The sequence below is a fragment of the Veillonella absiana genome (assembly GCF_032970865.1).
GTDB lineage: Bacteria > Bacillota > Negativicutes > Veillonellales > Veillonellaceae > Veillonella > Veillonella absiana.
The window spans coordinates 128,254-141,661 of sequence record NZ_JAWJZB010000004.1 but is presented as its reverse complement, the minus strand read 5'-3'; the positions used below and the strand labels follow the sequence as shown (position 1 = coordinate 141,661).

Genomic DNA, 13,408 nt, shown 5'->3' with positions numbered 1-13,408 from the left:
TTGTACCTTCTCTCAATAATAAAAGTACCTTTCTTACTACAGTGTTAGCAAGAAAGGTACCTATAAAAGACTATCCAAATTAACTATTTATTTTCACTAATTATTTTACTAGCTATTTGACTAGTTAATTTTACTATTTGATTGTTCAGTTTGTTTTTCCAATTTACTTCTTATAAAAAATTCTCACAGAATTCAAAATACAAAGGATGGAAACACCTGTATCTCCAAATACAGCCCACCACATAGAGGCATAGCCTGCAAGGCCCAGTCCCATGATTAGGATTTTTACAGCGATGGCAAAGATTACATTTTGCCATGCAATCGACACAGTCGCTTTTGAAAGGTTCAACACCTTAGCAACGGATTCCAAGGATGGTCTCATGAACACAACATCGGCCGCTTCGATAGCCGCATCAGCGCCACTACCCATAGCACTACCTACATCAGCGCCAGCAAGTACTGGAGCATCGTTGATACCATCACCAACGAACATGGTTGGACCATACTCCTTGCGGATATCTGTAACGGCAGATAATTTATCTTGTGGCAATAATTGAGCTTTCACAGCACTAACACCAGTAGATTTAGCGATAAATTGAGCACTTGCCTCACCATCGCCAGTGAGCATAACGGTTTGAATCCCCATATCATTGAGGCGATGAATAGCCTTCGCTGAATCATGACGAGGTGTATCGGCAATCACAATACGACCAACATAATAGCCGTCTACTGCAACAAGAACCTCTGTACCATATTCGTTAACATCATTAGGATAATTTCGCACTTCGTAGCGATCCATCAAGCGACGATTACCTACGAGCACCTGGTTGCCGAGGCTTTCACCAACAAGGGTACCCACGAGACCTTCACCAGCGAATTCTTGAATGGATTCAGCTCGTGTAACAGGAATGTATTGTGCATCTGTCTCGGCCATAATGCTATTAGCGATTGGATGGCTAGAAGAAATTTCTACAGCACCAGCAAGGCGCAATACGTCTACAGTAGTAACAGCGGTACTGCTAGTAGCCACATCCACAACCTTGAACTCACCAGTTGTAATAGTGCCTGTTTTATCCATGGCTACCGCTGTAATATTAGCCAACGCCTCGATAACGCGGCCACCTTTCAACAAGATGCCTTGTTTAGAGGCATTACCAATTCCAGAGAAGAAGGCCAATGGTACACTAAGCACTAACGCACATGGACAGGAAATTACAAGGAAAGTGAGGGCTGTGTAAATCCATTTTTCCCATTCCCCTGTGATGAGGGATGGAATAATGGCTACAGCCAAGGCCAAGAATACCACGATTGGTGTGTACACCTTGGCAAAACGTGTAATGAATCGGTCAATTTTAGGTTTAGAGGATGCTGCATTTTCTACAGCATCAAGAATTTTTGTAACCATGGATTCATCCAGTGGTTTATCTACGCGCATAGTAATGCGGCTATTTTCATTGATACAGCCAGATAATAATTCCGTGCCAGGTTCTGCTTTCACAGGCACGGGCTCACCTGTCACAGGTGCTGTATTGATTCGTGTTGTACCTTCAACGACTGTACCATCCAAAGGAATGGAATCGCCCGCGCGAACCTCAATGATTTGACCAACCGCTACGTCCTCAGGATTGGCAATCGTTACGGCACCATCCGTCCCTACGACACGTACCTCTTGGGGACGCATATCGATAGCGTTTAAAATTTCTGTACGGCTGCGTTCCGTAGCGCGTTCTTCGAAATAAACACCGATACGATAGAATAACATAACGCCTACGGCCTCGGTAATAGATCCAATAGCAATGGCGCCCAATGTAGCTATGGACATCAAAAAGTTTTCGTCGAAGATTTCACCTTTTAAAATATTTTTGCCGGCTGTACGAAGCACTGGGAATGCCAAGAAAATATAAGCGATTCCGAACAAGGCCAATTCTACTGGTTCCGGTAACGACAAGGAAGGCACAAAGGTGGTCAATAATTCAAAGGCCATAAAGGCAAGGCCCGCCACAATCACTAAACCTGATTTATCACCACCTGCATGTTCAAGGCCGTGATCGTGACCGTGGTCATCGCCATGTGCATGATCATGGCCGCCACAGCATCCACATTCGGTTACTGCTGCCAAGCGTTTTTTCGGGGTCCGTTTATACACCTCTACCACGACGCCTTCTTCCACAACATCACAGATGTCTTGAATTTGTTGACCTAGCATAGATACATCATTAATCACGCCAGTAACCTTGAATTGTTGCGTCGCCAAGGTGAAATCAGCCGTCTCGATACCCTCTAATTTGCTGACACGATCTGAAATTTTAGCCGCGCAATTCGCACAGCAAAGATTCTTTAATACATATGTCTGTTCCATATATCCCTCGTCAAGCTCTACTGCTTTGCTTCATCCACTCACTGCAGAGAAACAACCTTTATCCATAATTATATATAAATCATTTTCAATAAGCTACTTTAACTTACATCCCATTAATCACTTAATATATGAGTGATTGTTCACATATTAAGTGTACCCTACCACTATTCGGCTGTCAATATATGAGCAGTTATTCATGTACGAAATTTATGCATATTAGACTCTGACTAAGATATACTCACGCTCAAACTCTATTATTCCACCCTTTCTATCATAGAAATTCTATTCACTATTCTCTAGATAATCCCCATCGCAGGAGAATTATAAATTCTCCAGAATCTCTAAGGACATAATATTTGATAATCGAATCTCCCGATTTTGTACTAGTATTACATGTCGCGGTTCATCAATTTTTTGAACAATGCCTTCTGCGGACTGATGTGTATCTTGATAATAATACACAATCCTAACCAAATTGCCCTCTTCCAACTTCAACCATTGTTGATCCAGTTCTTGTAGCTGATCATCAGACAACACCTTTCTCCGTTCCCGATATTTTGCCACCGCTGCTAGGCGCTCTTCAAATCCTTTCAGCGCTGCAAAGGGCATAAATTGCTTGGCCCGTTGCAGATTCGTCATTTTACTCAACTTTTGCCCCATATATATCACCTACTCTTTTTATGAAAGCCGCTAATCAACCTCAATCAATACACCATATATAGGCTTCAGGAGCCTGCAAATATCCAATACTGTCTTTGGATATCATTTCCTATTATGCTTTGGATATCATTTCCTATTATGCTTTGGATATTATTGCCTATTATGCTTTAGATATCATTCCCCATTATGACCGCCTACCAAAGAATTTCTAAGTCGTGCCGTTCCTTCCTCTTGTAAACTAGCAGCCCTCAAAATAGCATTCTTACCAAACCGTTCCTTAATACTGAGCATGGCTTGTTGCATATGTTCCTCTTTTGAAAGTCCATAGGGAAATACACCATTTGCCGTACCTTCTCCCCTACCAATGCCATTGGTCCCACTAATGTCAATACTATTACTATTACTAGCGTAAATATTATTATTAGCGTGAATACTATTACCAGAAGAATTTTCTAAAAAATCAAAAAGATTTCCCTCTCTAGGAACAGCATTTTTCATCCCCAATTCCTCAAATCCAATAGTCAGCCGTCGTATGGGTTCATCGGGTTTAATTACCTTGTCGTAATAGGTCAACATAGCTGATACCAGTGCCTGATAGGAATCCGTATATTCAGCTAGAGACTTCATCCCCCCACTAGAGCGAACTGATTCATCAGCATAACCGATATGCAAGCTAATGCGTTTAGTAACGGCCTTAATTTGTAATAATTCAAGAGTTAAATTTTCTACCATTTCACGCAATGGTAATCGAGCTTCTTCACTTTCATAATCGCGTAATAAAATCTGACCATTTGAGATAGAATGTTTGCTAGGACGATAGGCATGAATATCTGCAATGGTACAAGTTTCTCGCCCCCAGGAATGATCGATAATGAGTTCTGCATTGACACCGAATTCCTTATATAGTTTTTGCTCAGGAATCTGTGTTACACCATAGAGATCAAAGGCACCATATTTTCTAAGTCGAGCCGCGATGCCCTTCCCAATTTGCCAAATATCTGTTATCGGTTGATGATGCCAAATTGTTTGTTTAAAACGAGGTTCATCGAGCCATCCAATAAAATTAGGTGCATGTTTCGCCAATATATCTAGCGCTATTTTGGCCAAAAATAGATTCGTTCCGATTCCAGCCGTTGCATAAATACCGGTTTTATCTAAAATAGCAGCTAATATTGTTTCCGCTAATGGTATAGCCCTCGTATTATATAAATTAAGGTATGATGTAATATCAATAAAATACTCATCAATGGAGTATACATGCACATCCTCAGGGGAAACAAAGTGTAAAATAACCCCATAAATAGAAGCAGATACGTCCATATATCGCTTCATATGAGGTTTCACGGTGAGATACTCTATATGCGGTGGGATTTGAAAGAGTCGGCTACGATTTTTCACACCCATGTTTTTCAACGCTGGCGATATGGCGAGCGTAATAGCCCCTTTGCCACGAGAAGCATCAGCCACGACAAGAGGTGTGGTAAATGGATCCAAACCTAAATCTGCGCATTCCACAGACGCATAAAAACTCTTTAAATCGATACACATATAGACAGATTGTTTAGTATTCACAGCCTCACCTCCTCAGAAAATTTCAAGTCCACTTTTATGCTTTCAGTATAACAAAAGTCAGTATATTTTTCAAACATACGTTCTATTTAATTATATAAAAAAAATAATGCTGAGGTAACACAGTATTCTGTGTCACCCCAACATTAATTATAGAACCTATATTACCTCAACATGTATGATAGAATCCATGTATTCAAAACCCAGGATAGGACCACTATATTATAGAGCAATTATTGTTCTGGCATAGAGCGATATTCCACATCCATAAAACGTGTCAATTCGCCACGGAATACGAGTTCCACGGTTTTAACGGCACCATTACGATGTTTACGAATAAGGACCTCCGTAATATCGCCTTTTTCAGAGTTTTCATCATAATATTTGTCGCGGTACAAGAAAGCTACAATATCCGCATCTTGCTCTAGAGACCCGGATTCACGTAAATCGCTCAATACAGGTCGCTTATCAGGACGAGACTCAACGCTACGGCTCAACTGAGATAAAGCGATGAGAGGCACATTCATTTCACGGGCAATGAGTTTTAGATTACGAGAGATTTCAGACACTTCTTGTTGACGATTTTCGCTACCACGATTGCCTACACGACCTTGCATCAACTGAATATAATCGACAATGATGAGGTCAAGGCCATGTTCCACCTTAAGGCGACGCAATTTAGATCGCATATCCTGCACGGTAAGACCTGGTGTATCATCGATATAAAGTGGAGCCTGACTCATGGCATCCGCTGCTTGAATCACCGCGGCCCATTGTTCCTGATCTAGGTTTGCTTTACGCAAATTTTCAGAACTAACACCAGACACGGAGGACAAAATACGTCCTACCAATTGTTCCTTAGACATTTCCAAGGAGAAAAAGGCTACGGTCTGTTTATTTTTAATGGCTACATTTTGCGCAATATTCAACGTAAATGCCGTTTTACCCATAGCTGGACGAGCCGCTACGAGAATCAAATCAGAACGTTGTAAACCATTCGTTACTTCGTCTAAATCGCGGAATCCTGTTGGCACACCAGTGAGCGTTCCATCATGTTGCTGTAATTCGTTAATTTTTTCCATATTGGCGATAACCACTTCACCAATAGGCGAAAAACTAGACTCGGAATTCGTTTGACCACTCACATCGAGTACGAGTTGCTCTGCCTTATTCATGATTTCAAGCGGTTCATCTTCGTTGGCATAGCTCATACCCACAATTTTGTTCCCCGCATCAATGAGGCGACGCAATTGTGCCTTTTCAGCAATAATGCGTGCATGTTCCTCCACATTATAGGCCCCTGTAGACTCGTTTGCGAGAGAGGTAATATAGGAAATGCCACCCACTTGTTCTAATTTTTTACGACGCGTCAATTCTTCGCTTACCGTAATAAAATCGATAGGTTTGTGACCACGATGAATAACCAAGATAGCATCATAAATCACGCGATGCGCATCACGATAGAAATCCTCAACTTTCACCAGACTAGACACCAAATCAGCGAGCCCCTCCGTGCTAGGACCTTGCGTCAACAATGCACCGAGAACGGCCTGCTCCGCCTCGATGAGGTGTGGTGGAATGCGAACATCAGTACTCATAATCCTTCTCCTTATAATAATTCACCATACTAGGTCCGTAGACTCAGTATGGTGAAAGTAACTACCTATGTATGTATTATAGCAACCTAAATATACCAAAACTATCTCATAAAATTTATAAATGGTGCAAGTTTTGATGCCTCAATAATTACCATATACTAAATGAGTACCGATTATTCAGCAACTACATTTACCTTAATTGTAGTTGTGATTTCAGGATGTACGCGTACTAATACGTCATGAACGCCCAATGTTTTCAATGGTTCTTTAATTTCAATTTTCTTTTTATCAAGCTCTACTTTATATTGAGCCAATACGGCTTCAGAAATATCTTTAGCAGTAACGGAACCGAACACACGGCCACCATCGCCCATTTTTACTTTTACAGTAGCTTCTACTTTTGTTAATTGGCTAGCCAAAATTTTTGCTTCATCATTAGCTACCGCTTTTTTATGTTCTGTAGATGCTTGTTTTTGTTTTGCATTGTTGATATTGGTAGCAGTACCTTCAAGGCCTAAACCTTTTTTAATAATAACATTACGAGCATAGGCTTCGCTAAGTTCTACGATTTCACCTTTTTTACCAACTTTTTTTACGTCTTCTAACAATACTACTTTCATCCTTATACCTCCTGTAGGTCATGAAGTTGCTGCAACGCTATTGTTAAAATAGCTTTTTTCGCATCTTCTACCGTCATATCATGTAATTGGGCACCGGCTACGGTTCTGTGCCCACCACCGCCGAGAGATTCCATAACCACTTGTACATTTAATTGGCCTTTAGAACGAGCGCTGACACCGATGCCACCATCATTCAATTGATACAATACAAAGGCTGCCTCGATATCCTCAATAGTAATAAGCATATCTGCAGTTTGTGCACTGACAACCATCATATCAGTCAACCCTGCTGGGGCCTCTGTAATAGCAATACTCTCTGTACGCTCTGCACTAAACAGCATTTTAGCACGCAATTGAATATCATCAAAACTATCAATAAATAGTTGACGTGCTCGTTCAATATCTGCACCACTACGTCGCAAGAAAGCTGCGGCCTCAAAGGTTCGAGCCCCCGTTTGAATATTAAAGTTCTTCGTATCAAGAACGATACCAGCATAGATACCTGTAGCTTCTGCTTTTGTTAATTTTACAGGAACCGTAGCTCCTGCGTACTGAACCAGTTCAGCAACAAGTTCACTCGTAGAAGAAGCAGCCGGTTCTAAATACGTTAACAACGGCCCTTCCACAAAATCAGTGCCACGACGATGATGATCAATAACAACCCGTCGTTTCGTAATTCCCAGTGCTTCTGGAGCCGCCACTAAATCTGGACGATGAACATCACAAACAAATACTAATGTATTGGCATCTACCCACTGCTTAGCTACTGCGGGAGTGATGATAATAGATTGCCAAAATTCATCTTCATTCAATACATTCAATACTTTTTGGATAGCCATTGGCTCATTGCTGACAACTAAACGGACCTCTTTACCAAGGGCACGAGCAATAGTTACCACCCCAATAGCACCACCAAGCGCATCATAATCCTCACGTTGGTGTCCCATCACAAGAATTTTGTCAGAATCATTCATCAACTCACGAATCGCTTGAGATACTACACGGGCACGTACACGTGTATTCTTTTCAGAGCCTTGCACCTTACCGCCAAAGAACCGAGTGTCATCGCCATCCATGATACAAACTTGGTCACCGCCACGAGCAAGAGCGACCTCAAGGGCTGCTCTCGATTTAGCCGTTGCAGATTTTACAGACGACATATCTTGGGCAATCCCCATACTAATCGTAGCCGGCAATTGGCGTGGAGTTGGGATTTTACGGATTTTCTCTAAAATCTTAAATCCTTCTGCCTCCATATCAGCAAGCGCGCCTCTAGAAATGGCAAATGTATACATATCATCTTGGAAATTGCGAATAAATCCATCGCGGTTATCGATTTCATCTACTACAATATTGTTAATTTCAGCCCACAAAGTAGTATATTCGCGATCACTAAGACCTTTCGTCAAATCTTCTATATTGTCGATTTGAATCATACCCCAAATTGGTTGCGCTAATTCTGCCTTTTCACGTGCAACCTCAGCCTTGGTTACATCCTCAAAATAGAGAGCCATGCACGCATGTTCAGCAAATTCATCATCCATATCGCCATGAGAATCTTGAGTATCTATAAATTTGTATATAATTTGGAATGTCTTTTCACCAATAGCAGCTTTCATAAAACCAGATTTACCCCAGATTTTATCAATCCGGAACCCAGGAATCATAGCTGATAATTTCTGTGTTTTATTCCAATCTACCGGCATCCAATCGCGAAATACACTGTTATTCCACACCAATGTGCCATCCTTATTAACAATAGTGATGGCTATCGGCAAATTTTGCAATGCATAATTTGATGCCTGAGTGACGCCCTTGCTCATCGCATCGAATTGCTCAATCGCGAGGCGACGCCGATTATGGATGACATTGTAATTGATAAAATACCCTGCCAGCACAATGATGAGCGCTAATATCGCAACAGGCCAGTTAAGCCATGCAATAATTAAAAGTAACGCTGCTATCACGCCAACGATGGTAATCTCAATGGTCTGCCATCTGCGTTTAAAGGATTTCATACTCTCCTCCAATCTAGCCACAGCTAGTATTTGGTTTGATTAGAACGTTCGCTAAAATGTCTTCGTAAATCAAAAATACTATCAATAATACCCAGAACAACAATCGTCTGTGGGAACATTAATAGTAGCACTGCTAGCACAATGGTGCGCCAGCTCTTGCCAACTCGATAGCTTTCAAAAATAGACCATACACAGGCCACACCTTGAATGGCACATAATACTGCACCAGCAAGAACTAAATTTGGCCCTATCCACATAGCAATTTCAATACCTTTTACATTGGCCCAGTAATTCAGAATAATTCCAATAGCTAGTAGAAAAGGTGCCCATTTTGGCATCTGCCATTTTCCACAAGGAGGTAACTCCTCTACTGGCATCCCTACACGGCGCAAAATAATCGCCGCCAATTTAGAGGTCATAAATGTAATAACCGATGCGGAGAAGAAAACCATAGTAGCAAAGGCATATTTCATAAACGTCAAGCTAGACTCTACTTGCTGTTGTATCGCTAGTTGTTGTGCAGCATCCATATCCTGCTGACTATACGTCTCACGCAAGGATGTGTTAAATTCTGTTTCAAACTGCGTATATAAGCTCATATAATCAACATTCATCACCACATAAGAGATGAAGAACACCAATATGGCGGCCACTACAAAGGCTGAGGCAGGAATCAGGATTTTCTTAACCCCATTCCACTGTGCTCGATAACCTTCACCAATGCAAATCCCCATAAGAGAAAAAGTTACTGTCTCTAGCAAAGCCATCAAAGGGCCATAGATAAAGGACAGTAAGAAAAATGTGCCAACTGCGGCGGAACAACTGTACTTGCTCCCCCAACGAACACCAACTACCGCCAGTGTTGCTGGACCTACAATTGTGGCTAAAAAACCTAACATTGGAACATTACTGCCAATGATAGTGAGCACCACAATGATTGCTGTTAAAAAGCCGGTTTCCACCATGGCTCGTGTATTTGATTGTCTCATAAATCTCCATAATATTGAGCATATTCAACGATTCGTTAAAATGTACTCATTCCATACCTTAGTCTACTGTATTAGTAAGGTACGACAAAACAGTCATAAAAGAAATAAGCGTATGATTGCTCATACGCTTATTATACAGTATAGATTCAAGAAATTCCAATTATACATCCTGAATGATTGGTAAAATCATTGGACGGCGACGTGTTTTTTCATAGAAATATTTTCCTAATGCATCGCGAACGTTTGTTTTGATGGTTGTCCAATCTTTAATACGTTCTAACTCGCATTTTTCAATAACAGCGTCCACGCGATTTTGCGCTTCATCCATTAATTCTTCTGCATCACGAACGTATACGAAACCGCGAGATACGATATCAGGGCCACCTACGATAGTACCAGAGGCACGATCCATAGCCATAACAACGATAACCATACCTTCTTGGGCCAATTGTTGACGATCGCGGATAACGATGTTACCAACGTCACCAACGCCAAGACCATCTACGAATACGGCACCAGATTGAACGCGACCGCCTTTGCGACCGCCATCTTTTGTGAATTCAAAAATTTGACCATTGTCGCCTACAAGAACCTTTTTAGGATCCACACCCATGGATACGCCCACTTCGCCGTGTTTGCGAAGCATGCGGTATTCTCCATGGACAGGGATGAAATATTCTGGGCGAATCAAGTTCAACATAGTTTTCAACTCTTCTTGGCTCGCATGACCAGATACGTGGATACCACGATCTTTGCCATATACTACATTACAACCAAGACGAAGCAAATTATCGATGGTACGACCTACGGCGCCTTCATTACCTGGAATTGGTGTAGCAGAGATAATAACAGTATCATTCGGTGCGATTTCTACAGTACGGTGATTATTCGTCGCCATACGAGATAGGCCCGCCATAGGTTCCCCTTGGCTACCAGTTGTTAACACCATAATTTGATTATCTGTATAGTTTTTCATTTCATCTACGTCGATGAAAGTCCCTTTAGGTACATTCAAATAGCCACGAGCTTCAGCAATTTCAGAAACGTTAACCATACTACGGCCCATGACAACTACCTTACGTTTGTTCTCAACAGCCGCATCAATGGCCTGTTGAATACGGGATACATTGGACGCAAATGTAGCTAAAATGACGCGACCTTGTGCTTCGCTAACGGCTTGTTTAATAGCTGGTCCAACAGAGCTTTCAGAACCAGTAAAGCCAGGTTTTTCAACGTTAGTGGAGTCAGACATCAATGCCAATACGCCTTTATTACCAAGCTCTGCAAATTTATGAATGTCAATCAATTTTCCATCTACTGGTGTTTGATCAATTTTAAAGTCACCGGTGTGAACAATAGTCCCAATTGGTGTTTCAAAGTACATACCACACGCATCAGGAATAGAGTGATTTGTTTGAATGAAACCAATTTTAAATTTACCGATTTCAATTTCATCGCCAGCCTGTACAACGCGAAGCCCCTTGTTGCTCACGCGATGCTCTTTCAATTTCCCTTCAATCAAGCCACAAACAAGATTTGTCGCATATACAGGTACATTGATTTCTTTCAATAAATACGCCAAGGAACCGATGTGATCCTCATGACCATGAGTGATACAAACAGCGCGCACTTTATCGCGATTTTCTACCAAATAGCTAATATCAGGGATTACGAGATCTACGCCGAGCATATCTTCGCTAGGGAATGCTAAACCAGCATCCAATACAACAATATCATCTTCGTATTGAAATACGGTCATATTTTTACCGATTTCCCCTAAACCACCTAATGGGATAATTTGCAATTTACCTTTATTGCTACCGCGTTTTACCTTGCCGATTAATTCCACTTGTTCTTCGTTGCGATTATTAGGACGTGTATTACGTTGTGGACGGTCATTATTGCGTTGTGAACCTTCGCCATTACGCTGTTGGCGAGGACGTTGCGGACGGTCACCTTGTTCACCGTTTTCAGAGCGTGTATTACGAGGGCGACGATTTTCACCATTATTTTGGCGTGTTTTACGTTCACCTTGTTCGCCATTTTCAGAACGTTGTGCACGAGAGCGACGGTTTTCACCATTATTTTGGCGTGTTCTGCATTCGCCTTGTTCACCTTCTGTGCGTTTTGTATTACTCCGTGTACGTCGTTGCGCTGGTTTTGCTTCACCAGTCGCTGTTTTTTCACCGGCTACACGTTCTGTTACAGCCGCAATATGTTGAGTTGTAGGCGCTGCAGTAACTTGTGCAGGAGCCTTAGTTTCAGTAGATTCCACTGTTCCTCCTAGAATTTTGTCGATAATTTTTGTAATCATAATAGTTCTTCATCTTTCTAATATCACTTGTATTGATCTTGTCCTAGGAATATCACAACAAACAAAAAGGGCGCAACTATACCCTCAATCGTTTAACAGCGTCATAACATCAATATGCTATATACCTAGTATCCCTATACTATCTATAAGGTGGAACACCCTGTACATGTTTGTGCATAGCTATAGAGTTGTTTGCCGCTCTTAGTATCATTCCATTTGCCTTGGGACAAATGAGTATAATGCCGTTTCCGTAAATGTTCAGCCGCGTGTATCCGTTCTGATACACTATTCATTTACCATAGCAATATAATCCGATCGTTTTTGATGAAAGCTAATTACTTTCATACGCTACGTCTAGTATATCATATAACTTCGATTTATGAAAGCAAAAGGCCCTTGACGAGGTCAAGGGCCTTGTAACGATATATACTAATTAATAATTTCTCCTAGTCCATGCTGTTCTAACAGGAGATTTTGACGGATGTTCATAGCTTCTTTAAATCCCTCACGATACTTATTGGCCCCCCCATTAGCAGGATGTCGTAACGCAAGGGGGATAATACCAAATTTTCCCATAGTATCCGCGGATTTTTGACCTACCGCCAATATAAGTGGCCTATCACCACCACCAAGTATAGCATTAAGGTCCAACAATTTTTTGGTATACTCCCAACCTAATTGTTGTTCCTCATCCGTCGGTGTCCGATTTGTCATAGGCTCACCAGACTTATAAGGATGAAATGGAAAAATATTCCACAGAAATATATCATACGGATTAATACCATTTTCAATAATAGCATTCCATACTACCGTATCTGTCGGTTCATTAAATCCTTTTTCCCGTTGAATGGATTTGATGTGCTCACTCATTTGTGAGCTAGTACGCCACAGGGGAATTTCAGCCAATTGATTAGCATCAACCGTACTATGAAGGCCTAAGAGCATTCTTTCACAAGTGATGGCAATGCCGGAATATCGACCACCTTGATAGCCCACAGCCTCAGCGACTACAAATGTATTAGCACGCCCCAATCGAGGTAACGCATACGCAATAAAATTTTGCCGGCGCCACCGGGAGGCCTCAAGGGAATTATCGTAATTCAAATCCACGTCAGACCAGGGATTATACACATTAACACCTTCATAAAGGCCTAGTTCATCTACAAACTCAGTAATAAGTTGAACCTTATGAGCCTCAAATTGAGCTATGTATTTTTCATACGTTACTTGCTGAGCCTCTAAGAGAACCTCTGCAGAAAACAAACCAGACATATCCACCTC

The 13,408-nt window shown here is 41.5% G+C and carries 9 protein-coding genes; all 9 read right to left on the bottom strand.

Annotation, left to right across the window (positions count from 1 at the left end):
• Nucleotides 1-163: 163 nt before the first annotated feature.
• The 9 genes from RVY80_RS04450 to RVY80_RS04410 all read right to left on the bottom strand — a co-directional run bounded on the left by RVY80_RS04450 (nucleotide 164) and on the right by RVY80_RS04410 (nucleotide 13,399).
• Complete coding sequence (locus RVY80_RS04450) at nucleotides 164-2,359, bottom strand: heavy metal translocating P-type ATPase (protein ID WP_317329783.1); 2,196 nt, start codon at nucleotides 2,357-2,359, stop codon at nucleotides 164-166.
• Nucleotides 2,360-2,680: 321 nt separating this feature from the next.
• Nucleotides 2,681-3,019: a YolD-like family protein gene (locus RVY80_RS04445; RefSeq protein WP_317329782.1), complete on the bottom strand. Its 339-nt coding sequence runs from the start codon at nucleotides 3,017-3,019 to the stop codon at nucleotides 2,681-2,683.
• A 174-nt stretch (nucleotides 3,020-3,193) separates the two neighbouring features.
• Nucleotides 3,194-4,567, bottom strand: coding sequence for a Y-family DNA polymerase (locus RVY80_RS04440; protein ID WP_295188449.1), 1,374 nt, complete (start codon nucleotides 4,565-4,567; stop codon nucleotides 3,194-3,196).
• Nucleotides 4,568-4,821: 254 nt separating this feature from the next.
• On the bottom strand, nucleotides 4,822-6,186 hold the full coding sequence (dnaB, locus tag RVY80_RS04435) for a replicative DNA helicase (RefSeq protein WP_317329781.1): 1,365 nt from the start codon (nucleotides 6,184-6,186) through the stop codon (nucleotides 4,822-4,824).
• A gap of 173 nt (nucleotides 6,187-6,359) precedes the next feature.
• Nucleotides 6,360-6,806, bottom strand: a complete 447-nt coding sequence (gene rplI / locus RVY80_RS04430) for a 50S ribosomal protein L9 (RefSeq protein WP_295188397.1) — start codon at nucleotides 6,804-6,806, stop codon at nucleotides 6,360-6,362.
• 2 nt (nucleotides 6,807-6,808) lie between these two features.
• The gene (locus tag RVY80_RS04425) at nucleotides 6,809-8,824 is read right to left on the bottom strand and encodes a DHH family phosphoesterase (RefSeq protein WP_295188399.1); all 2,016 of its coding nucleotides are present in this window, start codon (nucleotides 8,822-8,824) and stop codon (nucleotides 6,809-6,811) included.
• A 23-nt stretch (nucleotides 8,825-8,847) separates the two neighbouring features.
• Entirely contained in the window at nucleotides 8,848-9,813 is a 966-nt protein-coding gene (locus RVY80_RS04420) for a YybS family protein (RefSeq protein WP_295188401.1), read from the bottom strand.
• 160 nt (nucleotides 9,814-9,973) lie between these two features.
• Nucleotides 9,974-12,127, bottom strand: coding sequence for a ribonuclease J (locus RVY80_RS04415; RefSeq protein ID WP_317329780.1), 2,154 nt, complete (start codon nucleotides 12,125-12,127; stop codon nucleotides 9,974-9,976).
• A 429-nt stretch (nucleotides 12,128-12,556) separates the two neighbouring features.
• Nucleotides 12,557-13,399 (bottom strand): uracil-DNA glycosylase, encoded by an 843-nt coding sequence (locus RVY80_RS04410; RefSeq protein WP_295188405.1) that lies wholly within the window; start codon nucleotides 13,397-13,399, stop codon nucleotides 12,557-12,559.
• Between the last annotated feature and the right edge of the window lie 9 nt (nucleotides 13,400-13,408).